Genomic DNA, 26,641 nt, shown 5'->3' on the forward strand with positions numbered 1-26,641 from the left:
TTTACTGATGCCCAACAATCTACTGCTTCCCAGTGGTCTATGTGGCAACCACCACACGTTTCACATATTTCTTCTGGATGACATTCGTGACACTGGTGGCAATCGCACTCCAGTATTTCCGTTCCGCATTTTTTGCATTTGTCGGTCATCCCTACTCATCCCTTTCCATAAAGAGCTTTTATTCCATCAACCACTGTGTAATAAATCATTAATACGATAAATATTGTCAGAGCTGGATGTTTTTCTATAAAATCAAATAGATTCATCATTTACCTCCTGCAGTTCTTCGGCTGTTTGGATGAGGGTTATTCCAAAATGTGACGGTGTTGATATGATGTAATAATTTCCTAAATCAGACGTTCCGCTGAAACCGCAATCTCCTCTTAAAGAATCGATTTCAACTATTTCATCTTTTCCATCGAAGACAATTCTATCCCCACTCGAAACTCATCCAACTTACGTCCTTTAGCAGCAAACTGTTCGGCACGCTTAAACGTTTCTATCTGTTCGGCGGTGGCTGGTGTTAAATTAGGAAAAACAGCTGTCATGTCTTTTTCAGGAATGTACCACTTTTTAAAAGTGCCATACTGAGCATCATATACACAATATTCAATTTGATTGGCTACGTTACCTAATATTTTGACTATTTTTTCGCCACCATCAGAACTGTAATACTCCCCGACCGCAAAGGGTGGAGTTGTTTCACAAGCCGATTCTAATCGTCCGATGACTTTATTTAACTTATTGAGAGCAACAAAAGCATCCATCTTGACTTTGTTATCATTAGTGCCAATACCATTTTTGATATTTTGCAGTTGTTCTGCAGTCTCTTTTAATTTTGCGATGTTTGTTTTCTCTGTCATAGCGTTTCCTCCTCAATGGTGATAACACCACACAAATTCGGATTGATAAACGTAAATACTTGTTCCTTATTATCATGGAAAGCAAAAGGTTTATTGTAACAAAGACAATCAATGATATCGGCATAAGTTATTGATTCTGTATCCGGCTGATATTCCGTTACGCCATTTTGATTAGTCACAATTAGTTTCATTCCGCATCCTCCTCCACTGGTACAGCAAGTTTCTTGATATCCGGAAAATATTTATCTAATTCACTTCCCATAAATTTATCTCCTATACCATAAGCGACATCCATGCCACTCTCATTAATCACATAATACGTCTCATCAAGACACGGCACTGGCATATAATACAACGGCTCTTTTTTCACTTTGTAGCCGTCTTTCATGCGGATCAGTGTTTCGATTGGGTTGTTCTCGGTAAAAGAAGCCCATTTTTCAAACTCTGTACGATCGCCAAGATTTTTTTGATACAAATCTACATGTAAGTCAAAAATCTCCTGCTCTAAATCTCGTTTATGGAGTTCATACCATTTCACCACAAACTCCGGCACCTCAACTGGTTTGGGTAGTGATGATTTGAGCTGTTCCATATCCGATAAAGCAGCTCTGATTAATACATCCGAATTCTGTATCTCACCAGCATAATGACGGTTTAAGCAATCATCCCAATCATTGATCTTTTCATCTATCAATTTCTCAATCTTTTCCATGTGCTGTGTCCTCCACTGTATAACTAACTAAAACATAAGTTACTTTTTTATTTATCTGTTCGTTCCATACCACTTGATAACCTATTACTTCTAGATTGTTGTAACGCTCCGCAAAGTCATTCAGTTTTGTTATAGCTGATACTTCCATTTCATGATTATCATAAAATTGCAGATATCGTTTCATTGTCATTTCTCCACCTCATCTAAAATCTATTTGAAATCACGCTATATCTTTGATACACTATTTACGAGCGATCACCGCTCGGACCTAGAGTTGTGGCTCTAGGCTTTTTTGTTGTTTAATCGTATTCGCAGCTTCCTAGCTCAATATCTTTTTGGCAATTTTTGCATTCAACGCTGCCACAATTTCCGTAATATGCATCGGCACCAAATTTGTTATAAACCGAATCATAATCATATGACTGAGTTTCATCACAACTTGGGCAGACAACACTTATTCTAACTGGCTTTGATTCTATGACGTAATGTGCTTTTTCCATTTACTCCACCCCACTTAGTAGTTCTGGGTTTTCGTGGATGTTTCCGATGACTTCCAAATCCGCAGTACAATTACTGGTATCTGCTACATCATCAAAACTGTAAGCATCAAGTGGATCAATACCATCAATATAAAATTGATAACAGTCTTTTTCTACAGCACCGATATAACTATATTCGCCAGCCACTTGCCTAACCACATCCCCCTCATAAATCTCAACACCGTTCTTGTCTTTTAGTCCGGTGTATTGCATGAGGATGATCTCATCCAAAAACCTCATGTAATTTTGATAATCATCATTGTATAATTGGGCTATAGTACACCCTTGAAACAATCCGTGACATTTCATCATTCCTCGTTCCTTATCCCACGCCCGAAACTTCGGTTTATTCATTCTTCAGTCTCCTTTACTAATATCTAATGCTGAAAATGCTTTGGCAAAAAGGATTGCTTCACATTCGTCTTCTGATGGCTCAATTTTGTATATGTCTTTTACCATATCTAGGGCCTCTTGTTTCACAAGGTCTCTTTTTTTATTTTTAATGCCAACACGTTTTCTCCATTCTGTTGCTTTGACCACATTTACAAAATAGCCTTTTTCCTCTAAGCATATTTCTAGGGTACCTTTTAACTTGGCTAAAACTTCATAGACTACTGGATTCCGTTGTACTTGAATACCTTCGATGTAAACAAACGTTACTTCAAACTTTTTACACAAAGTCATGCACTTTTTTATAATTTCTCGTATCCGCTCATTTGTCGGTCCCAAAGGACGGATAACTCCATAAGCTACAATTTTAGAGCTATCCATTTCCATTACGCACCAACCAGTTGCTGTTGTTGATTGATCAAATGCAATAAGATTCATTCAATATGCCTCCATTCCCGATTAGGCTTATAATTTGTTTTTATTGCATCACCGATGATAATCAGTTTTTTTCTAGCCCGAGTGACAGCAACATACGCCAAGTTTTGATAGTCATTTTCACTTGGTTGATAGGCAACCACATCCCATTCGCTCCCCTGGGATTTGTGAATGGTCAAGCCGTAAGCTAAATCAAAATTATTTTCTAAATCTTTTTGATTCTTAAAAGTGATAATTTCTTCACTATCTTTCTTTTTGGCACTATATGCAGAAATGATTTGGAAAATTTGGCCATTGTAAAATCGGTCTTTTTCGTTTGTTTTCGCAACAATCATGTCATTGATACTAAAATTAGGTGATACAGTGACCGAACCATGTTTGACTCGTTGCTGTTCATTGATCACTTTGACATTATGATTCGTAAAGGATAATGCTACTTCTGCCCCTCTTTTGAATGCTTCATCTGAATCACTTACGACCTCTATATTTGGCATTGGCATATTGGAATTTTGTGGAATACCTAATATTTCTCTTCCCAATGCGATGATGTCTGCAGATTCAGACCGCCAGTTTTCTTTTAACTCAGCCGTTTTGAAAATTTCTTGCAGACGTTCAAAAGGACGACCGTACTCAATTGGTTCAAGTTGGTTTTTATCCCCAACAAAAATTAGCTGCTGCTGATCATAGATTCGCATTAATTTAGCAAATAATGGGGTTGATAACATGCCGCTTTCATCGATTACGATTGCATCACAATTTGCGGGATTATAAACAAAACTGTGGATTGTCTGAACTTTTACTTTACTCCCCTTTATTTTTGACTGTAATGCCTCTCTTGCTTTATGAGTAGGCGCCAGCACAGCCACATGCTTTCCATTCAATTCCAACTGCTTGATTATTTCTGCAGTCACAAAGCTCTTTCCAGTTCCGGCTCCACCAACCAAACATGAAAATTGATGTTTTACACAAGTTTCCAAAGCTTCTCGTTGTTCTTTACTTATATTCAAGTGTTGGTCATATACCTGATTAAATGTTAATTTGTTTCGAGGAAGACTCCGGATCGATTTTGCAACATAAAGTGTGTCTTTTGTCGTTAGATAATATGGTTCTTCATATAAGACAACACCAGTTCCTTTCAAATCATCGATGTGAAGGGCTACGATATCACTCCTTGTTTGTTGCATCTTTGTAGTAACATCAACGAAAACTTTAGCTGCTCTTTCTTGTTCTTCAGTATAATTAATTCCATATCGCACGATTGCATTTTTAGCATTTTTGAACGCGTACCTGTCAAGTTCCATAAAAACCATGAACGGATTTTCTACTTCCAAGAGCTGATCAAAGAAATCAACCGGGTTGTATCGATCGGCTCGTCCATTATAATTTTTTGTGTTCTTGACAAAGGCATAAGTATACGTACTTTTAATATTTTCTTGTAATGCTTTTGAATAGTTCTTCATCGATATATCACTTCCACTTCTTTTTCAGGCAATCCGTCTAAGATTGCTTGAGCTTTTGTTTTCTCTATTAATTCAGTCGCTTCGTCATGCCATTTTTCCATTTCAGGGTTGTCTAAGGTGTCCTTTAAATACATATATACTTGTCTGTATGTTTCATTTCGGCTACCTTCTGGGACACCGTGATCCAATACCTCTGCTAACAATCTAGCTTGTGCGTGATTAAACGTTAACAATGACTTAGAACTATTAGAAAAATCGACCACATTACTCATTGTTTTTCGTTTAGCAGGTCTAAACTGTTCCACGTTGACCATTGTGCCAATAATTGTCGAAACGTCTGAAACTGCCAGTGGATAGCCCATAAGTTGAGCTACTTTTTTACTTGCCTCATCTATTTCTAGTTCCAACATTTTCGCTACACCAGTAACAACATTTTTATATTCTTCTTTGTTCATTTCACAATCTGCCATCAAGATGATTCTCCAACGGTTAGATCGATCAAAGTAGTATTTTGCTGTTGGGTAAATTAAACCGAATAATCCTTGACCTTCTAATTTCTCTTCTAATTCTTCTCGTGTATACTCAACATTGTCGATATCTATTGAAATTAAGCGACGGCCTCCCATGTAATTGTTATCTGATCGTTCGTTGTTTTTAAAAGTTCCATCAATAAAATACGCGAGCTGATACTTCTTGATATGTTTATATTCTTGTTCGGTGGTAGCGCCTGATAGTAATTCAATGCCACCAACTTTTTCAGCCTCTATATTGTCGACGTCATCCAGGAATGATTGTAAGGTTTCCGAAGGACTATGTTGCATATCGCTTCCAACAAATCCTTTTTTTATGTTCAAAGGGATTTCTATTGACAAAATACTTTGCAATAATTGTTCTTGTTGAGAGGCCAAAGCCTCTTCTTGTTGTTCTTCTGTTCGCAATTCCTCTTCGAATATATCTGTCTCATCTTTATATTCAAAACCAGTAAATTCAAATGCAACATTCGGGATAACGATCCAGCGAGCATTTTCACGCCCAATTTTTTTATTAGAAGTTAGTTGATAAATCCCTAATTCTTTGATATCTTTCATTGCATTCGCTAAATCATGAGAACCTACAATACTTTTATATTCTGTAGGCTTCATGAACCATTCTTGATCGACTTGGCGAAAAACTGTTGCTTGTAATTTAGTAAGAGCGTTCAATATCTCTTCTTCTGCCACAAGTCCTTTTTGGTAAAGTGCAAACATCATTCTATCTGCCTCTTCCACGTCACCTAACTCGTTAACAATGATTGTTGGATCAGCATTTCTGTTTCTGATTTGAACGAAACCAATTTCACTTTGATAAAGAAAGCGATGTCCATCATATTGTAGATTGAGTGATTGATCATCCAAGACCACTATAGATGGTTTATTCCATACCACTCTTCGTTTATCGATAACAAGGGTGCGTTCAGCATTTTTATAGATCATCATGCTTTCTTCAAAAGCATCGGCAATATTCAAATCAAGATTTTTACTTGAAAATGTGCTTCCCTTGATAACACTAGTCACATAATTTATTTTTTTTACATAAACAACTTTTTTTCTGTGCGTCTCAGTAATAAAGTTTTGCGATAAGTTCAAACTGGAAAATGTTGCAATGTCCTCTTTGTCTAAGCCCATTTTAAGGAGCAATTCAAACGTTCTGCTGTATCCTCCAATGGCCACAAATAAAACCTCGTCCATTCTCGTATGTTTTGTCAAACTAGTAGAATTAATTCTGTTATATATCTTTTTTAGGTTCTTTTTCGATTTGTCGAAAATTATTTCTCCCACTTGTTTTATCACTCCTTTCATGGTAAACTTAGTTAAACATTCGAATAGCAATTTATCAGATATACCCTTAAAACTTTGTGAAAAGTTACAAAAAAGGGTATATCTTTCTATTTATCTATATTATTAGTATTTAAATATACTAGGTGTAACTTTGTAACCAAATCGCTACATCCTTTGGGAGAGTAAGACTTAGAGTGGTTACAGAAAAGTTACAAACATGGTTACAGTTACAAAAGTTTTTAGTATTTTTTGAAATCCGAGGTTATTTATTGCTCTGTGTAACCACTTTGTAACTTTTTTTGTAACCTCGCTCAATCTCATGTGGCTCTAAAGCTCAAATAGGTTTTTGGCACTTTGTGAAAAATACGTTTGTAACCATGTTTGTAACCACTTTTTAGAACGGTAAATCATCATCTGAAATGTCAATAGTCGATCCTGTTCCACCGAATGGATCATTGATTTCATCTTCCATTGGTCCAAAATCGTAATTTCGATAAGGATAATTGGGATTCTTTTTGTTTTCGGTGATTGATAAATTCATCAAGAATTGACTACCAAGTACTTTTTCCAATGCCATTGCCGCCGTATACTCATCTTCCAAATCTTTCTTTGTAAATTCAATTCCTGCCATTGCTGCTAATTTGAGCAATGTACGTCCATTTTTTTCTAATACAAAAACTGGAAGTCCATCATCAAATGAAATATAAATCACTTCTAAGCGATTCTTGTCTTTCCCTGAAACAACCTCCAAAGTAATCGCAAGTTGCGTTTGTTCATGTTTATTTACGTCCGCTTGTGCTGATTTCAATCGAACAGGGTATGTTCCTGAGTCTAGCTTAGAGTTTGTTGCTACCTTATCTTTCTTTGGATCAAATCCTTCTTTTTTGATGTTGCTTAAAGTGTCTAATAGTCCCATGTTTATTTCTCCTTCTCATTTGTATTTTGTAATATTGGAAGCAAATCCATTTGATTAATGGTTTGCAAATTACCGATTAGTTGATCTTTTGCTCGGGTTGTTTGTGTTGGCTGCAGAACGATTACTCGCTCTTCTTTTTGGGTTTCTTGATTGTTGATAATAACTAAACGACCTACCAAAGGGACGATCCCCATAATAGCGTCAAGGTTCCTGACGTCTGGTTGAAACTGCGTGTAGACTCTGCCTGATTCCATCGTCACTTCTACTTTCTTTTCGTGAGCGAAAATCAATATATTTTTACCTAATGATTTTAAACTCGCGATAAAATCAAGCAATACACGATCAATTACACCGTAGTCTTTAATTTCGGGCATTCCGCTTTTTGATTCAGTTGATTTCTCATTCAACCAAAACTTTTGGAAAGTTGATAAATTGTCAATTACTACATTATCGAACTCAGAACTGTGCTTTAATAAGTAACGATAAAAATCGCCTAACTCATCAAATGGCTTCTTATTGTCCATTACATGGATTTCAATATCTTTTAATTTTGCTAAAACGTGATACATTCCATCGACTGAAAACAGAATCGTTCGACCAGTTAATGATTTAACCATGCTCGTTTTGCCTTTACCAGGTTCTGAGTAAACTAAGGTAGTCCAATGATCAAACCGATTGATGTTCTCTGATTTGAGTATTTTAGCCATTAAATCCCCTCCTAACTAATTAATTCTTCTGAAGATACAAACCCAGATAATTCTTTATGCCCCCTGCAATAATCACATTTTCCGCACATTCTAGGTTTTATTTCACCATTCTTTACACCTGAAACTCGTTCTAAATTCCCTTTGATGTTATTCAACGATACAACAAGTAACTCTTCCCTAATTTCGATTGCTTCTAAATCACAAGGGGATTGTTTGCTGACCGCGATAATATATGGTGTGAATTCTTTTTTGTATTTCTGCTCCAAAAGATTCTTATAAATGGCCATTTGTTCGTAGTAGCCATAGGCTTCAACAAAAGGTATCCAAACTCTACGATTTTCAGACCAAATTTTCTTATGAATATCTGCAGTAGTTTTTATATCTACAAAATACCCTTGTTCAATATTTAAGCAGTCGATTTTCCCTTTCCAATGTTCTCCGTGCAATTTTCCAGTGATGATAACTTCTTTCTCACCTTGATATAGATTGTTAAAAAAAGTATCTTTTTTCAGTCGTTGCACCATCTCTTCTGCTACAATAAAAGCTGCTCTTAACTTCCCTTGCTTCGTTAACATTTCGGGTTCGTGATCTTTTTTAAATTGCTCGTGTGCTTCATCACCTTCAAATGCTGAGTGGACATAGTTACCGACTAAAAAGGCTTCTGTGTTCTCTTTAGGTATTTCACCAGTCAATTCTGCTAACGCTTTTGCTTCGCACACTGTGAAGCTTTTATACTGTGATGCGGACATGAACTCCCATTGTTTCTCATAATAATTTTCATCATTCAAAGTTGTCATATTTCCACATCCTCTTATAAATTATCTAAAATTCGCAAAATAGAATTACCTAGTTTTAAATGGATGTCGATATCATCTGTTAAATCAAAGTCATCCATGTAACGATTTAATAATTTTGTATATGCCTCTTTTTTGATCTCAATCTTCTGCGCGGTAGCAGAATTTATATTTTCCGCCTCATATTCGTCGAGCGTTTCGATTTTACGACCATCTGTATCTTGTTTTACCTTGATAAAGTTATCTCGCTTCAACTGGCTGATGTACGCTTTTACAGAATTTTCATTAATGTCCAATTCTTGTGCAATTTCTTGATTGGTCGCAGTCGGATTAGCTTGAATGAATTTCGCTACCCGTTTCTTTCTTGTATTCATTTTTCTTCCATCCCTCCAATAGGTTTATTTGGCTTTGTAATAAGAAAATGTAATCATCTAACTCGAAATTCACACTTTCATCCATTGCTTCGAATTTGTCTCTCACTACTGGGACATCCGAATCCTGATAAACAGAAATGACGTTTCCTGAAAATAGATCCATAATTAGTGAAGAACCTGGACGTCCATTGTTTTCATGCATAATCAAACGATTAGGTATCGTATCATGCCAGTAAAGTTGTGCCATTTACCTCTCACGTCCTTTCGAGATTAAATTATTTCTCATCTGTTTCGCCTTTTCTAGGCTGAATACAATTACATCATCAAAAAATTCGTGATCTACATAAACTACATCAGTTCCTCGCTCCTCTAGTTCCGAAATTATCCAGTCTAAATGTTCAATAGTAGTCTCTATTTCAGATCACGTCCTTTCATGGTATAATTAATAAAATTGATTTATATTATTGGCCTTCTTCGTCTGCAAACGAAGTTGGCTCTTTTTGTAGTTTAGAAAGTCGATCATAACTAATCACCGTACGATCTCCATTGCTAAATTCCACAGTTGCTGCACAATTACCTTTATTGATAATTTTTACTACCACATCACAATCGATTAATGCTTGATCACCAATCTCCAAATCATTAGGTATTTTCTTACGTGCTTTCCTTGTATTATTTACAAAGCCGATTGAATAGATACTACTTGCTGATCTGTGTAGCTTTCTTTCTGGTGCTGACATTTGATTTCCTCCCTTAATTAATTATTTTTCGTTTTCTGCCATTAACATTGATCATCTTAGGCAGTTCAAACGTCTTGTTGACCACGTATACAGCGATCATGAGTAAGCCTGCCCATTTAGGCACTGTAACCAATAGCAATGCTAGTGGAACGTCTAGTAGTGCGTTAATTAGTTTTGATTTCATTTTGGTGCTCCTTTCTTAAATTCATATTGTTGTAAATGTTTCACCTTGGTATACTTAATACGTTGAACTGGTTGTATAGAGAGGAGTCCTTCTATGCCAAAAAGAATTTCAGTTACTTCAGAAGACAGCAATGGAAGAAATCAAAATTTTCATGACAATTTTAAAGGTACAAATATGACTAGAAACCAATTCGTTAAAGAGATTAAAAACGGTAATTACGAGAATTATCACGTTAGAAACATTAATGGAATTGATACCCCCGTATCAAACCCAGATAAAGCAAGAAACAACAACTTAGATTAGTTCTTAAACTCGACCAGTTCAACATTTATAGAATCATGAGTTATTAGATTGTCATCATTAAGACTAGCTAATAAGTTGCCTTCTCTGTCAGTTACGATGATCTCTTTTATGTCTTTATCATTGATTTTCATATCGGTCACTCCTTTCTAATTTTGGGTATACTTTATCTATCAGCAAGTGGTCCGCTGAAATAAAATAAGCGAGGTGTTTAAAATTAAAATTAATCCTGAAAAATTTGCTTTAGCATGTGTCGCAAGTTTTCAAAATGATAATTCTTCTTTCACAAGTGGAGATGTTATTGATGATAAACTTTCGCATTACCAAAATGCTTATTCAGCAGCTTTAAAGCACAACAAAAGAGAATCTGTAAAACTCGATGACTCTCTCAAGCAACTTGATGAAGAGCCATTCTCATACTAAATTCAATTTAAATAATTTAGAGTAGGTGAAATATTATAGTTGATTATATTAGTCCCTTCGACGAACAGTTTCTCGAGTATATGAAGAAGCAACAAGAAATGTTCGCGCCAATAAAAGAACGTTACGAGCTACTTAATGCAGCATTAGAACCAAATAGACAAATTATTGAAGCTGTATCAGAAAACCTCCGACCTTACATTGAACACTTAAACTCAATAACAAGACTAATCAACATTTCTCCTCCTGTATTACCCAATTTTATTTCTGAAGATACGGAAGAGTATGACACTGAACAAGTAAAATCTAATATTATCTCTCTAGAGGATCGTTTGCATGATCTTGCTAAGGAACAAGAATTATCTGATCATGATCAAAAATTACTCGAAAAGGCTCTTGTATTCATTAGCAACCAGTCTTCGGAAAACTCTACAGAGCTTAGAGATAACTCTATCGCTACAGCCGATCCAAACGCAGAAATCAAGGATGCAGACGCAGATAATGGGTGTAACGAACTTAATGAAACGGGTAACCCCGAAAATGAAAAACAGGTTGTAGACAAATTTCCAAATAGTAACCCCTCCTTTGTGGAAAAATTATTTTCTAAAGAGACTTTCCAAGAAGAAGCAATTAGCTTCATTCATCAGTCTGTTTATAATTGGGTCCTGTTAGCTTCTGTCGGTAAATTAGATCCACTGATTTTAGCTATTTCAGTTGTTACATTACTAAGAATTCTGATTCCTAAGAAAGATTAGTTCCTATTTCAAATTTTATCGAAGCCGATTCGTCCGCCAACGTTTTGGCTTCTTTTAACAATTCAACATATCGTTCAGCTTTTTTAGTCGCTTCATCAATTCCACTTACTTCTACTTCAATATTTACTGATTCATTCATTCCTTTTCCTCCTTCCATAAAATTGATAAGCTACATGCTATCCATATCACTACTAAAAAAGTGATACCCTGTATAGTCTCGCCTTCATAAAAACTGACAATTGAGATTAAGATGAGTATCAAGTTTCCTAAAATGATCATCTTAAAACCTCCTTAAAAATTTTCATGAATAAATTCTAGAAACTCTGGATGTTTATATATCCACTTTCCTCCGTCTTTTTTAATAAGTTTCTTTTTAATATAAATCGATTTGGTAGTGTATTTCTTAATTACCCATTCTTCGGTGTACCCGATTATTTCTGCTACATCGGATGTAAATATCCACGGACGGTAATCTGTTGGCTGCATGTTTGATTCATGTTCTTCAAGCTTTCTATCAACAATTTTTTCAATCTCGTTTTCTAAGCTCATATTCTTTACCTCATAATGTTTTGGCTAACATTTTTTATTTGTTCTCATTTAATAATTTGTTGACAAAGTATTGCTGTCCTTTTGCGTACTCAACAAAATCTTTATCGCTCTTATTCAAATATTTATATGCTGTTCTTTTTGACATTTTTAACAATCTACACCATTCAGCAACATTATGTTTTTCTTCATATATTTCAATAATTCTCATATGACGCTGTTTACGTCGATTCTCTGTTTTAGATATCCACTGACAGTTATCTGGTTCGTAATTACCGTACCCATCTATTCGGTCAATCTCGTAATTATCTTTATAACCATTAGAAATTGCCCAATTGTGAAAATTTTCAAACCTAAGCCATTCATCGCATATTTCAATTCCTTTAGCTCCATAGGTTTTATAAGATGTTGCTTTTTTGTTATAGCAGCGGGCCTTCATACCATTCCAAATTATGAATGTTCGAGGTTTTCCGCCAGTTGTAATACCGTGTTTTTCAAGTTGCTCTACACGCACATCATGAGCCAAACATCCACAACTTTTACTTTTACCTTGAATTAATTTTCCTGATGATACAACATGTTCTTTCCCACAATCACATCTGCAAAGCCACAAGCAATTACGCCATTTGTTTACACCTACTTGCTTTATTGCTATGTGTCGCCCAAAACGTTGATTAGTTAAATCTCTCATCACTTTCCCCTTGAAAATTTATTTATAAAATAAACTTGTCCACGTCCAGAAACTTTTGAAGTTTTGCTTATCGTAATAGTTCCATCTGAATGAGGAATGGCTGTTTCCTTTATTTCGAATAATCCCAGCTCCATAGAATATTGTGTAGGCATATTCCAATCCGCACCTTTTCTCTTGATCAAGTAACCATTGTCTCTTAACCATTCAAACAACCGATTTGCACCAATATCTACACCATTCTGTTTCAATATCTTCGCAAGTTCTCCAACTAGAATTGAAGTTTTACTTGTAGCAACAGCATCTGCAAAGATTGCTTTAGGTTTTAACTCTTGATTTTCGAGTTGAAGTGATTCTATTTTCTTTTGTTGAATTTGCATGGCACGCTTTACCACCATGTCTGGATTGTTCCAAGCTTTTTCGACTGATATAAAATAGTCTCTCACTTCAAATCCTTTAGATGTGCCAGTCATCATTGCAATATGTTTTGCCATTTCAACTGACATTGCATAATCTTGTAATTCCTTTAATCCGCCATACTGATTTTGCTGTGTAGTTACAACTACAGAGCTAAAATCAACGTTTTCTCTGAATGGCTTGAAATTTTGTGTAACCCATTGACTAAAGCGTGTCTTTATTTCTAGTGCTCGATGTAAATCTCTAGCACTGACAAGCTGCTCATCATTCTCATTTGTCGTTACTTTGATTAAATTGTTCACTTTCTGCCCTCCTTTATCCTTTTTCTTCAATTGTTAATAATTTCTCACTTTGATATACTTTATTTATCAGCAAGTGGTCTGCTGAAATAAAATAAGCGAGGTTAAAAAAATGAAAGAAAACACTAACACTCAAGTTGACTTTGAATGGCAAGCTATCCAAATTGCAAAAGAACTCACTGTTGCGAAACTAAGTAACGCCTCTGTTGCTAGTAGCACCGAAGAAGTTGGCGAACATATCGGAAAAATGTTCTTAGCTATTCACAAAGAAGTGAAAAAATCATTTACAAATTCGGATAAATAATATTTATTAAAACTCTTGCCACATCTGGAAGAACGCTTATTTCTTCTCGTGTGGCACCTTCTTTGCTTGCTCTTTCTACAAATTCAAGTAATGCTTGTTCTAACTTCTCTTGTTTATTTTGTTCCATTTCCCTTCACCCCTATCGAATTTTGTAATATGCGATAATGTCAGTCATTTGCTTTAAATGCTTATCTGGATTTTTCAATATTTTTCTAAGATACTGTTCCGTTATACCTAAAGCACTAGCAACATCTGGAATATCCCAGCCGTTTTTAGCAAAATGGTTTAAGATTTTCTGTTTCGTTTCTTGAATATTAGCCATGACCTCAACTCCTTACACTTTTTATTAAACAAATTCAGCAACTAGTTTATTAACTACGTTGACTTTTTTTAACCTGAATGTTAAAATCTTTACATAGCGAAATAAGACTAACTAACTTTGATTTATTCACTTTCTTGGCGGATAGCGTATTTAGATCAATATAGTTTTTGTTGTCTTTTTGGTCGCTGAACTTGTTTACAAGAATTATATTAACATTTATGTTTACCAAAATCAAGAATTTTAACACAAATGTTTATTTCTTCTTGTGAAATTTAAGGAGAATATTGATATGACAGTATTTGAGAGGATAAAATTTTTATCTAAAAAACGTGGAAAATCTCTAAATGAAGTTGAGGAGGACCTCGGCTTGTCAAAAAATGTTTTGTATCGTATGAAGCAATCTGATAATCCTACAAAGGAGAGATTAGAGATATTGGCTGATTACTTTGATGTATCCGTAGACTATCTTCTTGGACGTACTAATCAGCCGCAAGACTATTATTTTAGTGATGCTTCTATTAATTCAATAAAAAAAATATATGAGGGAACAGACACCAACTATTTAACTCTGTTAGAAAAGTTGCAGCAGCTAGATGATGACGAGATTCAAGCTCTAGAGAATATGGCCGATGTGATGATTGCAAAAAAAAATAAGAGCTAAAATAGCTCTTAAGGTAAAACCTCTTTTATTATCTTTATGATAAAACTCAGTGCTTTAGGATCCTGTATCGCTTTGACCAGTTGATAGATGAGTTCTTTTTGTTCTTCCATATTGATGACACTCCTTTTTTATGGAGTGCACTGCTCTTTTTTTGTAATAACTAACAATAATTAAATATTTCAAATCATATTGATGAAAATAGCTGTTATATTGATTATTGAATGTTATACTATTATTGTTGTAGCAAAAGCTACACACAAGGAGCAGTACACTAACGCGAATAGTGTATATCGTTAATATGTCGACTTTCCCTCGAATATTAACGGCTCCTATTTTTTATACACCTGTTTGAATAATATAAATTGAGATAGCTGCAACAATAGCGATAAATGACATAAGTACCACCCCCTCAATATGTTTTTACAATCTAATTGTAACGAAGAAAATTCCCACTGTAAATAATATATTTTTTACAGTTTCTGAAACGGAAACCATTTAACAGCAATTGTTCATTTTTATTAGAATTGTTTATCAAAAAAATACAATTCACTAGTGGTTTGTTTCTATTTCGGAAACAGAAAGGCTTAATATGCTAATAAATGATACTATCAAATTTTTTAGAACAATGAAAAACATTCCTAGTTCTTCAATGTTTCCAGATCATTCAAAATCTTATTACTCTAAACTTGAAAATGGAAGATCATCGATAAAAATAAATGAGTTGAATAATGTTCTCAATAGACTAGAATTAACAACATCGGAGTTTTTCTTTTATTTTGATGATGGATTTGATGGCGAGTTCGTGAACTTATTTAGAGACTGCTCTATTCACCCTGAAGATCATATGCGAAAAGAAAATCTCTTAAAACACTATTATTCGATTGAAATGGCATATAGTAAAAATAGTAAGATTTTAGCTCAATATTATTCAATCAAATCACACTTCTTGGGAAAATGGCCTAATATTAAATCATTTTCCAATACTGAAAAAGAACACATTATTAACTATCTAACGGAAAAATCATTTTATACATATTATGATTATGTCCTTTTTTCCAATTCTATTGTCTATTTTGATAGAAGGCAAACGCTAGATGTGACTACTAGAATGCTACCAATAGCTTGGGAAAGTTTTCGTGATCATGAAACAAAAAAATACGCTTATACCGCTTATATAAACATTATTACTGCTAGAATATACAATAAAGAATATGATGAAGCCAAACTCTACATCGAAATGGCTGAAAAAGAAGATATAAAATCCTCAAACTATTTCTTCAAATTTTCAATACAGTACTTAAAAAATATGATACTATTTATCGAAACTGAAGATTTAGTATATTTAAATAAAATCTACAATTTTATTTCACTAGTTGAGGATGCTGGAGATAGCTCAATGGCTAATCTTTTAAAAGAAGAAGTATCAAATTTTGCTCTAAAATCTAAAAAAATTTCTGACGGAGAGATATATCCCAATACCCTCATGAAAGATCAATGAAAGATGCTACAAACTATGTTGGAGCATAGATAAGAGTTTATCTCTTTGTAATCTACAGATAAATACAAAAATATTATAAAGTGAGGAATCAGAAAATGGCTAGATTAAAATGTCCAAGTTGCAAATCATCCAAAGTTCAGTTAATTGATAATGAGGCTAATATTAAGAAAACGAAAAAGTCCAGTTCCTTGAATTTAAATCCTCTAAAACCTTTTACTGTTTTTAATCACAAAGAGAAAAAAGTTAAGAAAAAATCTAAAGGTAAAATTGCTATGGCTATAATGACTGGTGGAACATCCACGATGGTCACTGGATTAGCTGATAATAAGAGTAAGGAGTTCTATTGCACAGAATGTGGTAAAGTATTCAAATCAAAATAGACTTGTCTTTCAAGTGTTCCCTTGAAATTGACATTCAAAAAATTATTATCATTTTCAATGTTGCCGAAGGATAGTTTTATGAATAAGGAAAAATATAATTTGATATTTGAAAGGAGTGATGATTAAAGCCCTATATCTACCCTCATAATGTTTTGGCTAACGTATTGAAAGGAACGAATAGATATAATGGCTAAACCAAAGAAGTTAAAAAACGGTATGTATTCTTATAGATATAAAGTAAAAAGTCCTATTAGTGGTAAATGGATTGATAAATACACAACACAATTCACTGCGCAACAATGTTATGATGCTGAAATAAAAGCAAAAAATGATGCTCTAATGGGCATATCACCTGAGAGAATGCTCTTAATCCCCTTCTTTGATCTTTGGGTTGACACTTTTAAAAAAGGAATTGTCGGACCAGATCATTTGGGAAAAATTAATGCAACTAGAAAATCCCTTATAGATTTTTTCGGTAAAGATATCACACTGAAATCCATTGATAGAATTAAGTATCAGCGGTGGATCAATCACATGGGTATTGATCTTAATCATGCTAAAAAGACTGTTTCAGATAAACATAAAATTGCAAAAGCAATGTTTACAGAAGCAATTGATTCAGGATATCTATATCAAAACCCTGCAAACAAAGCTAAGATTATTGGACGGGATACAACCGGAGAAAGAAAAAAGACCTTGTCAATTGAGGAATGGTTGAAACTAAAAGAAGTTATACTTTCTTCAGAAGAAAGTGCTTCAAAATATATCTCGTTGATTATGATGTATTTAGGAACTAGATTCCAAGAAACTACCGGGCTTACAAAAAAGGACTTTGATTTCAAGAATCATACTTTGTCAATAAACAAAGCATTTGATTACAAGAGGACCAAAAAGAACACCACAACAAAGACTGTAAACTCCGTCAGAGTGGTAGACTTACCAACAGACTTAGAAATCATCCTACGCGATTATATCGCCAAATTAGATCAGTCGAAAAAAGTAATTAAATTACATGCTCCAACTAATGACTATCTATTTACAAATGACTTTGGTGAACCTATTACTAATGCTGCTATTAATAAATATCTAGCTAAAAAATGTAAGTTGGCCAAAATCCAAAAGATTACTTCTCATGCATTTAGACATGCAAGAGTTGATTTGTTAGTTCTTGCTGGTAGTGATATGATTTACACACAAAAACAGCTTGGTCATAAAGATGCTTCAGTTACTTTGCAATATTACAGTACTTTAAATCAAGATATCAGAGATAAAAATAAACTGATTACTGAGGAATTTTTGAAGAGTATTGATGGTGGTTTATAGGTGCGTTTTAGGTGGAAAACAAAATAAGAAAGCTGTATCCCTTACGTGACAAGGGATACAGCTTATAGGTTATTTGCGCTCAGGGCGCGTCTAGCTAACCAATATTTTCTGCTACAAATAGCATTATAGCACAGTTTATTCTTAGATGGCGGCTCAGCTTTTCATCTTTTATAATATGACTGTATCTAAGCATCATCATAAAGATGATGTTTTTTTATCCCCTAAAAATAATTCTACACTATTTCCCCAATAAATTTCTCATATTTCTGATAGATATAGCCAAAATTTGATAAAACGCCCGTTTATTTTTATGTTATGATAAATCTTCAAAATATATTTGTTAGGGTAGGGGTTATATTGGGAAGGCTTCATACAAGGTTATTCGTTATCTCTCTTTTTTTAGTGTTTATGGAATTTATTACTCATCGTTACTTCGCTCAAAGCACCATTATTGATACAGTATCAGTTTATCTGATTATTGCCTTCATTCAAGGTGGCATTTTTTTCTATTTTCTACTTTCATTTCTATTGTTGATTTATTTAAAGTTGACCTCAAAAAAATAAATGGTTTTTTACTAAAAAAAGCGGTCAGGATGGTATTATTCCTGCCGCTCGATCTTTTATCACTGAACCATCGTTTCTAAATCTAAACGAATTTCATGTTGTAATTTTTGAATTTTTTTGATTTCTTCTTTTTCTTCTTCTATGTGATATTTTTGAGCGATCAAATGATTGTAGGAGATGATATAGCTTACCGCCCACAATCTGGGATTTTTGATGATTTGATCTGCTAGCGGGTATAATAATGTAAAATGCAAACGAATTTCTTCGGTAATATCCACTAGTAAGATTGGAGCAACATTGATCAATTCTTTTTCTAAAAAGAGCAAAATTCGCTGATATGCTGCACAATCCAGTGGGGTTCCTACCGCTGCTGGAACAACTGTATATGTTTGATTATCTCTCCACAAAAACTTTACTTCTTCTTTGACATGTAACTTGACAAGTTCCTCTAAAATCCACGACCGAACTAAAATATGTACCCGCCCATCAAGTAATAAGTTTTTCCCAAGCCTAATAAAATCATCCTGAGGTAAATTCAATGATTTTTTGATCACAGACAACTGCTCATAATAATCATACAAATTCAGCTGATTTAGTTCTTTTTTCACTTCCGAGATCTTTACGGATTCAAATTGTTGATACTTTAGCTCAACATGCTTGATCTTCTTTTTCAAAGAAATAAGTTTTCTCATCTCGCCGCTTTGTTCCATCAAAATCCGCTCATTGATAATACTATGCGCTTGAAGGAATAACTGATTCTTAGTCAGCACCTGAAGATAGATCTCTAAATAGTCCAGATATTCAAAATACCTCTCCCTCATTTCTGAAGCGACATACAAAGCTTTTTCATAATTTTCTGTGTCTAAATAGGTTTTCACTAAGATCAGATTCAAAGGAAAATCCTGTTTAATTGCATAGGCCTTTTCAAAATATAAGAGTGCGGCTTCTTGATTTCCGAGTTGGATCGCTTCTTGTCCCATCTCAATATATCGTTCGTAATTTTTGGGAAATGGAATCTTATTCGACAAAAATAACACCACCTTCCTAGTGCTCATTCTTCATGTAGCTGTTTCTTTATGTCTAAATAATATCAAAAAATAAATAGTCTGTACATTTAAAACAAGATATTGTACCTAAAGACATTTATACATGAAAAAAATCGGTGATTTTAATATAAATTTCGGATAATGATCGCTGCTTCAGCCTGCCCTTCAGCATTCATTCGTTCGGCTTTTTCGATCAAAGAATAACCTATATAGAATTCTTTTGTCAATTCATCCTGAACTTTGAATTCTACAACTTCTTCCACATAAAAAGCATTCGGTTCAACCTCTTGTACACTATCCCAGCCCGTATCGATAAATACCTTGGTATCATCAGTGACCGTTTTATTTTTTTCTAGTTCTTCCACTAGTTTTTTCAACTGTGAAAAGGTCATTACTTCTACTCTGTTATCCATTATTTTACCTCACTTTCAACTTTTAATTGACTATTTTTCCAAACAACACCTACTTCACTTCTCTCCTCCATCATAACCTAAAATCCAATTTTATTATACTTAAAATTAAAAAGAAGGAAAATAAACTTTTGGTTTATTTCCTTCTTTTTAACATTCCTTATTCTTTTGTCAGTTCACCGTCTTCAATCCGGTAAACATTGTCGCTCCATTCGATCATTCTTGGATCGTGAGTTACCATGATCGTAGCTTTCTTTTTTTCATGTGCTTCTTTTGCTAGAAGTTTAACAACTTCATACGCATGTTCTGTATCCAAACTCGCTGTTGGTTCATCTGCCAAAATCAAACTTGGCTCATTGAAAAGTGCTCTGGCAATCGCAACACGCTGACGTTCCCCACCAGATAAATCCTTAGGAAATTTCTGCATTAGATCTGCGATGTCCAGTGATGTCAATAACTCTTTGACACGAGCTTTTTCCGGCTTTTTCTTTTCAATTTTGTCTACCAACGTGAATTGCTTCTCCACAGTTAAAAACGGAATCAAATTAGACGCTTGTAAAATGAAACCAATCTCTTCAAAGCGTAATTTAGACCGTTTCTTTTCACTTAGGTGGGTAAAATCTTTGCCATTGATTTGAATAGTACCGGCACTTGGTGTTTGCAAACCGCCAGCGATCGTTAAAAAAGTACTTTTACCAGAACCTGAAGGACCAATAATACTAACAAATTCCCCTGATTCAACATTCAGGTTGACTCCTTTTAATGCTTCTACTGCAGCATGGCCTTTCCCAAAGGTCTTTCTAATATCATTCATCACTAAAATATCAGCCATTTTTCTATCCTCCTATCGCCTTCATTGGATCAACTTTCGTAACTGTTCGAATTGAAAAGACGCCGCCAAACACAGCGACAATTACTAATACGACACTGTATATGAGCAAGTTCGTCGTATCTAATTCAAAGGGCATTGCTGCTGGCAATATCAAGTTGGTCAACAATGTCAAGATCACGCCAATTGCAACACCGATCACACCCAAAATAAAGGTTTGAGCAATAATCGATTGAATAATATAACCATTCGAAATCCCCTGTGCTTTCATCACGCCAAACAGACTCGTTTTTTGAAGAGTCATCACATAAATAAAAATACCAATAATGGCTGCAGTAATGACAAATAGAAAATAGATCATTGCATTCAATGTCAGATTCTGTTCACTATAACCAGGTAATTTTTCAATAAAATCTTCTATTTTATATTTTGCCAAATGATCATCACTTGCGTGTAATTCGATTTTACTCGTAGGCGTTGATTTTACGACAATTCCATTGATCGGCGTCTGCTCTCCTTCAATGATTCGGCCAAATTTGATTTCTTGCCATTGGTCGATCGATGTATAAATCAATGGAACAATACTAAAGGTATTTTGTTTCGTTATTCCCACGACTTTTAGCGGCTTATCCAGCTTTCCTATTTTTACGGTATCACCTAATTTGATCCCTTTGTCTACTAAATTTTGAGGAACGATGATTTCTCCTTCCTTATTAAAATAGCGACCTTCAGTCAATTCCGGTTTGATTGCACTTTTCTCAGTCACACCAAAAAGAGAAATATTGATTTTATCTGCTTCTTTATTTTGCCCTGTCTTATTAAGTGCACCAGCATATTGCCCTAAAGGTTCTTTTATTTTTGCATCTACTTGTGCAAGATCAGCAATTACTAAGCTGGACGCATTCAAGCTCTTATTTGCATCATCCGACAAGACGATACTCGTAGCACCCCAATTATCCACACCCTTTCTAACTCCTTGAGCTAATCCATTCGCTAAACCGGATAACATAAAAGCAACATAGGCTACTAGCACAATGACTCCGACAACCAGTGCATAGCGTAATTTAAAATACTTCATTTCTTCTAATCCTAAAAACATCTCATCCACCTCTTTTTATCAGCTGATAAAAAATCATCTAAAAAAAATAAACTCATTTTCTATCGGTTGATAAAAATATTATCACAAAAAAAAGAATAGCACAACTTTTTTATCAAACGATAAAAAAAGGCCATTCCTTATACAACAACACCATGTAAGACCATTTGCATCAATTCAGCGATTTGCTCTGATCGTTCATTCTCTGTTCTCAGTTGATGAACGGTTGAAAATAATAACGACAAGCTCATCAGATAAAACTGCGCTGCCTTTTGAGAAGAAACATGACTATTCAACGGTTCTTTACTTGTTTCAAAAACTTTTTGAAGTGGTTCTAAGTAATACTCATTCAAAATATGAAACAATTGCTGCTTATTCTCAGGCTCCATCTCTGCAGCACTTTGATGGATAAAAGAAAAAATATCTCGATGATAAACATTCAACAATGCATGTGTACAATCGATCAATTGATTTTCAAGAGAATCGTTTTTTTGAACGATTTGTTCGATCTCCGTTTTTAGCTGACTGCCGATTTGTTTGTTGATCTCAACAAACAAAAGCTCCTTCGTTGAGAAGTGGTAGTAAAGAGCAGGTTGTGTGATATTCGCAGCTTTAGCAATATCACGAGTGGATGTATTTTTGTACCCGTTCGTTAAAAAAAGCTCTTTTGCCGTTTCTAGAATCGACTGATGTGTAACATCAAATACTGTCTCTTTTTTCATCCTCTTCCCTCCATTTCATCCTGCTTTGACCCTTTTTTCTTTCTAAACTATTTTAAATCAATTTGAAGAAAAAAGATAGTAAGGAAAAATGAACCCCTGAGAGTAACAGTATTTAATAAGCTTTGATTATTTTTTTATGACAATCCATGGTCAAACAATTTAGATAGATTTGTTTTTGACATTTAAGAGCGGTTACATTACATAAGAAAGAAAATGTGCAATAAAAGTGCATTTTTTGTAAAAAAAGCAATAAACATTTAACCTCCCTTTTACAGACTATTTTTTTAGAGTGTGTTTAAATACTAATGGCCTTTGATTAGGTGATCCATCTACTACATAAGAAAACTTTAAACTAAAGGAGAATTTTTTTGAAAAAAACCACTACCTTGACCAAATTATTGATTGCAGGCATTGCTTTTTCTACTAGTTTATTTCTCAGCGATCAGGCACATGCTGCCACTCCTGACGACAACAAAACTGCCGTGGAAAAGCTCATTAGTGAATCCTCACAAAAGTTGACACAATTAAAAACAGTAAAGCTGAAATCTGTAGAGCAAACAAATGAAACGACAGATCAATTATCATACATAGGAATGAAAATCCAAAAAACACAAACGGCGATTGAACAATTGGAAGACATTCAAACGGTCGGAACGGTTACTGAATCTGCAAAAGAAAAAGGTACACCTACTTTGACATTGGATTTTGCTTCTGTTGTAGTTCCAAAAGGAGAGGTCAGTACTCCACTTGACGAAAAAAAAGAACGTCTTGCTGAATTAAACCAGCAACAAAAAGAATTGCAAACAACTATCAAAGAGCTTAGTAAAGAACAGTCAGATCTCACCGATCAGGAAAATCAGCTCTCAAAAAAAATCGATCAAGCAAAACAGCAACAAGCGGAACAAAACAAGCAAATCGATACACGATCAGCAGTCATAGCAGCAGCCAAAACACATTTAGGTAAACCATATGTTTATGGCGCAGCCGGCCCTGATGCGTTTGATTGTTCCGGTCTAGTCCAAGTTGCTTTTGCTTCGATCGGTCGCTCTTTAGGTCGAACAACTGTTGACCAAGAAACAGCAGGTACTACAATTGCCGTTTCTGAAGCCCAAGCAGGAGACTTAGTTTTCTGGGGCAGTCATGGCGGAACGTATCATGTTGGTATTTCAACAGGAGACGGTTCCTATATTCATGCACCCGTTCCTGGAGACGTGGTTCAGATCGCAACTGTTGCTTCTTATTCACCAGATTTTGCTGTACGAGTGCTATAAAAAACTGCTCAGTCATTGTAGCGAGCACCAAAAATTAGACCTGAACATTCTAACTTTTGGTGCTTACGTTCATGATAAGCAGTTTTTTGTCCTATTTCACTAAAAATTCCTTATTTAAATAATAAAATAAACATTTGAACAGATTGTTCTCTCATTTTTTTAGATAGAATGCTAAATTCTTGAGAATTATGAGAAAGTATGCTATTTTATAGTTGTGTGTAATTTGATTTGTGTTCCCTCCATCGATCCCGATGGGGGAATCTTTTTTTTATTCAGCTGACCAGCAAGGATGAGTTGAATATTGTTGCTTTTTTTGCCTCATTTAATCTCTTCGATCATCCCTTCTCATGTGGGAATCTTGCGTATTTCGTTTCCTTCTCTGCTCACTATTTTCTTGCTGCCACATATGTCTTTCTCTCATTTCAGTTGAATACATAGCTTCATCATCAAAACGTCCAATCGCTTCAACTGTCGGTGTAAAACTGATCGACCCCAAAATCATCATACCAAATAATAATAGACTGCTTTTTTTCATTGTTTGATCCCTCCTATTTTTATTCAGTCTAACTAGTAATTGTGTCGAATATGTGTCGAAAAAAACTCCCCTAATTCTTTGTTTATTGACTATAATAGAAAGAAGAAGCAGGAGGAACCCTTATGAAAAAGATTTTGATCGTCGATGATCATCAGCAAATTACTGAAGTTTTAAAAGCATATGTTTTAAAAGAAGGTTTCACACCAGTGGTCGTTTCTAATGGACAAGAAGCACTGAATGCCTTTTATGAACATACGATCGAACTGATTTTACTGGATGTGATGCTTCCGATTCTTGACGGGTTTGAGGTCTGTAAAAAAATCCGCGAAACATCTAATGTCCCGATCATCATGATCACTGCCAAAGGAGAAGACTATCATCGCATCATGGGTCTAGATATCGGTGCAGATGATTACATCGTCAAACCTTTTTCTCCAAGTGAAGTCATGGCCAGGATACGAGCTATTTTACGCCGGATTGAACGGACTGATGAAAACCAGCATACAATGGCCTATTTGACTTATGATAACCTCGCTCTTTATCTAGATGAAAAGAAAGTCACTATTGACCAAAAAGAAATTCTATTGACTAAAAGAGAATTAGAACTGCTCTGGCTGCTTTTATCTCATCGGGAAAAAGTTTTCTCACGGGATAATTTGTTGGATAGCCTTTGGGGCATTGATTATTACGGTGATGCCAGAACGGTCGATACACATATCAAACGTTTGAGAGCAAAGTTGGATGAAGTTGCTCATCCACAGTGGGAAATTGCGACAGTTTGGGGACAAGGCTATAAATTCGAGGGAAAAAGATGAAAAATAAACTAACAAAAAAACTCATTTTATACTTTTCTTTGACATTATTACTGTTTTCTCTGGTGATCGGTTTAGCCTTTCGTTTCTTGTTCTCAAAGCAGACCATTACGATCCATACAGAAGAAATGTCTCGTCGTGCAGCAGTGATCGCAGACAACTTAAGTGACTATCTTTCTGAGCAAGACTCTGTAGAAAATGATAATAGTTCATCCATGCACGGCATGATGGGCTCTGGTTCTTCTATGAAAATGGATATGCATTACGCTTCGTTTATCAAATTCATGGATCAATTAGCCATGGATGATCTTTGGATCGTAGATGAACATGCTCAAACGATTACTGTGGGGCATGGGATGCATCAAAAAGAATACAGTGAACTACCTGAAGATGCGCAAAAAGTCATCAAACAGGTCTATGCAGGAAAAACAGCAACTAGTAATGCCTTTAGTAACTTTATTGGAGAACCAACCGTAACAGTGGGCGAACCAATCAAAGATACAAATGGTAATGTACTGGCCGTTGTCTTACTCCATTCTGCTGTATCAAGCGTGCACAAAGAAGAAAGAAAAGGCTATATGCTGCTTTTAGCTAGTATCTTGATCGCATGGATCATCGGTCTATTGCTTTCTGTCATCCTTTCAAAAAAATTCATCGCACCGATCAATAAGATGAGTACTTTTACAGATGACCTAGTGATCGAAAACTATCAAAAGCCATTGCTCATCTCAGAAAAAGATGAAATCGGTCAACTTGGAGAAAAACTGAATATCTTACGAGAGCGCCTCTTAACTGCTAAAAATCAGCGGGAGAATAGAGAGCAAGCTCAAAAAGATTTTTTATCTACTGTTTCACATGAATTACGCACCCCTGTAACTGTCATTCGCGGCTCACTTGAATCATTAACTGATGGTCTTGTCACACAACCAGAGAAAGTAAACGAGTACCATCAGCAATTATTGAACGAAGCTATTGTTTTGGAACGATTGATCAATGATCTACTTGAGTTATCACGTTTAGAAAATCCCGAATTTTCGATCACAAAAGAACCGGTGCCGATCAACGATGTATTATCAGACAGTTTACGCAGCCTACGACTGAAAGCGGCTGAAAAAGAACAGATTCTGACACTAAAAACAACTGTAACTCAACCTGTGATCATTCAGGGCGACTATGGTCGTATTCGACAGCTCTTGGTTATTTTAATAGAAAATGCCCTTAAATTTGCACCTGTTCAAACAGCGATCACAATTGACACAGAACTGAAAAAAGATTCATTGATCATTAGTATTCATAACTTGGGACCAACGATCCCTCAAAAAGAACAAACACAGATTTTCACCCGTTTTCACCGCTCACAATCAAAGCAGCAGTTAGATGGAACTGGATTAGGTTTAGCTATTGCCAAAGAAATCGCGGACCGTCACCAATTTAAACTAAGTGTTCACAGCTCAACAGAAGCAGGAACAACCTTTTATTTAAAGATTCCATTAAAATAAAGAACCCTGAACA

At 35.0% G+C, this 26,641-nt stretch carries 40 protein-coding genes; 11 read left to right on the top strand and 29 right to left on the bottom strand.

Features of this window, described 5'->3' with window-relative positions:
• Positions 1–401: 401 nt before the first annotated feature.
• The 16 genes from CC204_RS07185 to CC204_RS21140 all read right to left on the bottom strand — a co-directional run bounded on the left by CC204_RS07185 (position 402) and on the right by CC204_RS21140 (position 9,931).
• Complete coding sequence (locus CC204_RS07185; protein WP_088269560.1) at positions 402–863, bottom strand: hypothetical protein; 462 nt, start codon at positions 861–863, stop codon at positions 402–404.
• Entirely contained in the window at positions 860–1,054 is a 195-nt protein-coding gene (locus CC204_RS07190; RefSeq protein ID WP_088269561.1) for a hypothetical protein, read from the bottom strand. The genes CC204_RS07185 and CC204_RS07190 overlap by 4 nt, the downstream gene beginning before the upstream one ends.
• Positions 1,051–1,575, bottom strand: coding sequence for a DUF1642 domain-containing protein (locus tag CC204_RS07195; RefSeq protein WP_088269562.1), 525 nt, complete (start codon positions 1,573–1,575; stop codon positions 1,051–1,053). The genes CC204_RS07190 and CC204_RS07195 overlap by 4 nt, the downstream gene beginning before the upstream one ends.
• Positions 1,562–1,759: a hypothetical protein gene (locus CC204_RS07200; protein WP_088270639.1), complete on the bottom strand. Its 198-nt coding sequence runs from the start codon at positions 1,757–1,759 to the stop codon at positions 1,562–1,564. Before CC204_RS07200 ends, CC204_RS07195 begins: the two co-directional genes overlap by 14 nt.
• Positions 1,760–1,874: 115 nt before the next feature.
• On the bottom strand, positions 1,875–2,075 hold the full coding sequence (locus CC204_RS07205; RefSeq protein ID WP_088269564.1) for a hypothetical protein: 201 nt from the start codon (positions 2,073–2,075) through the stop codon (positions 1,875–1,877).
• Positions 2,076–2,468, bottom strand: coding sequence for a YopX family protein (locus CC204_RS07210; RefSeq protein WP_088269565.1), 393 nt, complete (start codon positions 2,466–2,468; stop codon positions 2,076–2,078).
• 3 nt (positions 2,469–2,471) lie between these two features.
• A complete protein-coding gene (locus CC204_RS07215) occupies positions 2,472–2,942 on the bottom strand; it encodes a crossover junction endodeoxyribonuclease RuvC (protein WP_088269566.1) in 471 nt (156 codons plus the stop codon).
• Positions 2,939–4,399 carry an ATP-dependent DNA helicase gene (locus CC204_RS07220; protein ID WP_088269567.1) on the bottom strand — a complete coding sequence of 487 codons (1,461 nt, stop codon included), beginning with the start codon at positions 4,397–4,399 and terminating at the stop codon, positions 2,939–2,941. Before CC204_RS07220 ends, CC204_RS07215 begins: the two co-directional genes overlap by 4 nt.
• Positions 4,396–6,108 carry a hypothetical protein gene (locus CC204_RS07225; protein ID WP_157894253.1) on the bottom strand — a complete coding sequence of 571 codons (1,713 nt, stop codon included), beginning with the start codon at positions 6,106–6,108 and terminating at the stop codon, positions 4,396–4,398. The genes CC204_RS07220 and CC204_RS07225 overlap by 4 nt, the downstream gene beginning before the upstream one ends.
• 502 nt (positions 6,109–6,610) lie before the next feature.
• A complete protein-coding gene (locus tag CC204_RS07230) occupies positions 6,611–7,132 on the bottom strand; it encodes a hypothetical protein (RefSeq protein WP_088269569.1) in 522 nt (173 codons plus the stop codon).
• Positions 7,133–7,134: 2 nt separating this feature from the next.
• Complete coding sequence (locus CC204_RS07235; protein ID WP_088269570.1) at positions 7,135–7,839, bottom strand: AAA family ATPase; 705 nt, start codon at positions 7,837–7,839, stop codon at positions 7,135–7,137.
• An 11-nt stretch (positions 7,840–7,850) separates the two neighbouring features.
• Positions 7,851–8,636 carry a PD-(D/E)XK nuclease-like domain-containing protein gene (locus CC204_RS07240; RefSeq protein WP_088269571.1) on the bottom strand — a complete coding sequence of 262 codons (786 nt, stop codon included), beginning with the start codon at positions 8,634–8,636 and terminating at the stop codon, positions 7,851–7,853.
• Positions 8,637–8,650: 14 nt separating this feature from the next.
• Complete coding sequence (locus CC204_RS07245) at positions 8,651–9,007, bottom strand: winged helix-turn-helix transcriptional regulator (protein ID WP_088269572.1); 357 nt, start codon at positions 9,005–9,007, stop codon at positions 8,651–8,653.
• On the bottom strand, positions 8,964–9,254 hold the full coding sequence (locus CC204_RS07250) for a hypothetical protein (protein ID WP_088269573.1): 291 nt from the start codon (positions 9,252–9,254) through the stop codon (positions 8,964–8,966). Before CC204_RS07250 ends, CC204_RS07245 begins: the two co-directional genes overlap by 44 nt.
• 214 nt (positions 9,255–9,468) lie before the next feature.
• Complete coding sequence (locus tag CC204_RS07255) at positions 9,469–9,747, bottom strand: hypothetical protein (RefSeq protein WP_088269574.1); 279 nt, start codon at positions 9,745–9,747, stop codon at positions 9,469–9,471.
• 13 nt (positions 9,748–9,760) lie between these two features.
• Positions 9,761–9,931: a hypothetical protein gene (locus CC204_RS21140; RefSeq protein WP_157894254.1), complete on the bottom strand. Its 171-nt coding sequence runs from the start codon at positions 9,929–9,931 to the stop codon at positions 9,761–9,763.
• 93 nt (positions 9,932–10,024) lie between these two features.
• Here CC204_RS21140 and CC204_RS07260 point away from each other — a divergent pair, with 93 nt between their 5' ends.
• Positions 10,025–10,234, top strand: coding sequence for a hypothetical protein (locus CC204_RS07260; RefSeq protein WP_088269575.1), 210 nt, complete (start codon positions 10,025–10,027; stop codon positions 10,232–10,234).
• On the opposite strand, the gene CC204_RS21690 is transcribed toward CC204_RS07260, so the two are convergent.
• On the bottom strand, positions 10,231–10,365 hold the full coding sequence (locus tag CC204_RS21690; RefSeq protein WP_257790114.1) for a hypothetical protein: 135 nt from the start codon (positions 10,363–10,365) through the stop codon (positions 10,231–10,233). The genes CC204_RS07260 and CC204_RS21690 overlap by 4 nt on opposite strands.
• Positions 10,366–10,438: 73 nt before the next feature.
• Here CC204_RS21690 and CC204_RS07265 point away from each other — a divergent pair, with 73 nt between their 5' ends.
• Together CC204_RS07265 and CC204_RS07270 are read left to right on the top strand one after the other, a co-directional pair.
• Positions 10,439–10,654, top strand: a complete 216-nt coding sequence (locus CC204_RS07265) for a hypothetical protein (RefSeq protein WP_088269576.1) — start codon at positions 10,439–10,441, stop codon at positions 10,652–10,654.
• 98 nt (positions 10,655–10,752) lie between these two features.
• Positions 10,753–11,406 carry a hypothetical protein gene (locus tag CC204_RS07270; RefSeq protein ID WP_088269577.1) on the top strand — a complete coding sequence of 218 codons (654 nt, stop codon included), beginning with the start codon at positions 10,753–10,755 and terminating at the stop codon, positions 11,404–11,406.
• On the opposite strand, the gene CC204_RS21360 is transcribed toward CC204_RS07270, so the two are convergent.
• From CC204_RS21360 to CC204_RS07285, 4 genes are all read right to left on the bottom strand, one after another.
• Positions 11,393–11,545, bottom strand: a complete 153-nt coding sequence (locus tag CC204_RS21360; protein ID WP_188634562.1) for a hypothetical protein — start codon at positions 11,543–11,545, stop codon at positions 11,393–11,395. The genes CC204_RS07270 and CC204_RS21360 overlap by 14 nt on opposite strands.
• Positions 11,546–11,697: 152 nt before the next feature.
• The gene (locus tag CC204_RS07275; RefSeq protein WP_088269578.1) at positions 11,698–11,955 is read right to left on the bottom strand and encodes a hypothetical protein; all 258 of its coding nucleotides are present in this window, start codon (positions 11,953–11,955) and stop codon (positions 11,698–11,700) included.
• 34 nt (positions 11,956–11,989) lie between these two features.
• Positions 11,990–12,643 (bottom strand): hypothetical protein, encoded by a 654-nt coding sequence (locus tag CC204_RS07280; RefSeq protein WP_088269579.1) that lies wholly within the window; start codon positions 12,641–12,643, stop codon positions 11,990–11,992.
• Complete coding sequence (locus tag CC204_RS07285) at positions 12,643–13,359, bottom strand: phage antirepressor KilAC domain-containing protein (RefSeq protein WP_088269580.1); 717 nt, start codon at positions 13,357–13,359, stop codon at positions 12,643–12,645. Before CC204_RS07285 ends, CC204_RS07280 begins: the two co-directional genes overlap by 1 nt.
• A 109-nt stretch (positions 13,360–13,468) precedes the next feature.
• Between CC204_RS07285 and CC204_RS07290 the strand changes: the two genes are divergently transcribed.
• Complete coding sequence (locus tag CC204_RS07290) at positions 13,469–13,660, top strand: hypothetical protein (RefSeq protein WP_088269581.1); 192 nt, start codon at positions 13,469–13,471, stop codon at positions 13,658–13,660.
• Here the strand turns inward: CC204_RS07290 and CC204_RS21145 are convergent.
• On the bottom strand, positions 13,641–13,787 hold the full coding sequence (locus CC204_RS21145; protein WP_157894255.1) for a hypothetical protein: 147 nt from the start codon (positions 13,785–13,787) through the stop codon (positions 13,641–13,643). The two genes, CC204_RS07290 and CC204_RS21145, sit on opposite strands and share 20 nt — an antisense overlap.
• A gap of 12 nt (positions 13,788–13,799) precedes the next feature.
• Positions 13,800–13,982: a helix-turn-helix transcriptional regulator gene (locus tag CC204_RS07295; RefSeq protein WP_088269582.1), complete on the bottom strand. Its 183-nt coding sequence runs from the start codon at positions 13,980–13,982 to the stop codon at positions 13,800–13,802.
• Positions 13,983–14,271: 289 nt separating this feature from the next.
• On the opposite strand from CC204_RS07295, the gene CC204_RS07300 reads away from it, so the two are divergent.
• The 4 genes from CC204_RS07300 to CC204_RS07315 all read left to right on the top strand — a co-directional run bounded on the left by CC204_RS07300 (position 14,272) and on the right by CC204_RS07315 (position 17,844).
• Positions 14,272–14,643, top strand: coding sequence for a helix-turn-helix domain-containing protein (locus CC204_RS07300; RefSeq protein ID WP_088269583.1), 372 nt, complete (start codon positions 14,272–14,274; stop codon positions 14,641–14,643).
• A 589-nt stretch (positions 14,644–15,232) separates the two neighbouring features.
• A complete protein-coding gene (locus CC204_RS07305; protein ID WP_088269584.1) occupies positions 15,233–16,141 on the top strand; it encodes an Rgg family transcriptional regulator in 909 nt (302 codons plus the stop codon).
• Positions 16,142–16,236: 95 nt separating this feature from the next.
• Positions 16,237–16,521 carry a hypothetical protein gene (locus tag CC204_RS07310; RefSeq protein ID WP_088269585.1) on the top strand — a complete coding sequence of 95 codons (285 nt, stop codon included), beginning with the start codon at positions 16,237–16,239 and terminating at the stop codon, positions 16,519–16,521.
• A 186-nt stretch (positions 16,522–16,707) separates the two neighbouring features.
• A complete protein-coding gene (locus CC204_RS07315; RefSeq protein WP_088269586.1) occupies positions 16,708–17,844 on the top strand; it encodes a tyrosine-type recombinase/integrase in 1,137 nt (378 codons plus the stop codon).
• A 623-nt stretch (positions 17,845–18,467) separates the two neighbouring features.
• On the opposite strand, the gene CC204_RS07320 is transcribed toward CC204_RS07315, so the two are convergent.
• The 5 genes from CC204_RS07320 to CC204_RS07340 form a co-directional block, all read right to left on the bottom strand.
• Positions 18,468–19,445: a tetratricopeptide repeat protein gene (locus CC204_RS07320; protein WP_227011261.1), complete on the bottom strand. Its 978-nt coding sequence runs from the start codon at positions 19,443–19,445 to the stop codon at positions 18,468–18,470.
• 131 nt (positions 19,446–19,576) lie between these two features.
• A complete protein-coding gene (locus CC204_RS07325) occupies positions 19,577–19,867 on the bottom strand; it encodes a hypothetical protein (protein WP_088269588.1) in 291 nt (96 codons plus the stop codon).
• Between the two features lie 157 nt (positions 19,868–20,024).
• On the bottom strand, positions 20,025–20,696 hold the full coding sequence (locus tag CC204_RS07330) for an ABC transporter ATP-binding protein (protein WP_088269589.1): 672 nt from the start codon (positions 20,694–20,696) through the stop codon (positions 20,025–20,027).
• Positions 20,697–20,700: 4 nt separating this feature from the next.
• Positions 20,701–21,792 (bottom strand): ABC transporter permease, encoded by a 1,092-nt coding sequence (locus CC204_RS07335; RefSeq protein ID WP_088269590.1) that lies wholly within the window; start codon positions 21,790–21,792, stop codon positions 20,701–20,703.
• 137 nt (positions 21,793–21,929) lie between these two features.
• On the bottom strand, positions 21,930–22,511 hold the full coding sequence (locus tag CC204_RS07340; protein ID WP_088269591.1) for a TetR/AcrR family transcriptional regulator: 582 nt from the start codon (positions 22,509–22,511) through the stop codon (positions 21,930–21,932).
• A 368-nt stretch (positions 22,512–22,879) separates the two neighbouring features.
• Between CC204_RS07340 and CC204_RS07345 the strand changes: the two genes are divergently transcribed.
• Complete coding sequence (locus CC204_RS07345; RefSeq protein ID WP_088269592.1) at positions 22,880–23,782, top strand: C40 family peptidase; 903 nt, start codon at positions 22,880–22,882, stop codon at positions 23,780–23,782.
• A 322-nt stretch (positions 23,783–24,104) separates the two neighbouring features.
• On the opposite strand, the gene CC204_RS07350 is transcribed toward CC204_RS07345, so the two are convergent.
• Positions 24,105–24,317, bottom strand: a complete 213-nt coding sequence (locus CC204_RS07350) for a hypothetical protein (protein ID WP_088269593.1) — start codon at positions 24,315–24,317, stop codon at positions 24,105–24,107.
• A gap of 122 nt (positions 24,318–24,439) precedes the next feature.
• Here CC204_RS07350 and CC204_RS07355 point away from each other — a divergent pair, with 122 nt between their 5' ends.
• Together CC204_RS07355 and CC204_RS07360 are read left to right on the top strand one after the other, a co-directional pair.
• Positions 24,440–25,132, top strand: coding sequence for a response regulator transcription factor (locus CC204_RS07355; protein WP_088269594.1), 693 nt, complete (start codon positions 24,440–24,442; stop codon positions 25,130–25,132).
• Positions 25,129–26,628, top strand: coding sequence for a sensor histidine kinase (locus tag CC204_RS07360; RefSeq protein ID WP_088269595.1), 1,500 nt, complete (start codon positions 25,129–25,131; stop codon positions 26,626–26,628). Before CC204_RS07355 ends, CC204_RS07360 begins: the two co-directional genes overlap by 4 nt.
• The last annotated feature ends 13 nt before the right edge of the window (positions 26,629–26,641 follow it).

Origin of the sequence: Enterococcus wangshanyuanii (assembly GCF_002197645.1) — a bacterium.
In the GTDB taxonomy this organism is placed as follows: domain Bacteria; phylum Bacillota; class Bacilli; order Lactobacillales; family Enterococcaceae; genus Enterococcus_L; species Enterococcus_L wangshanyuanii.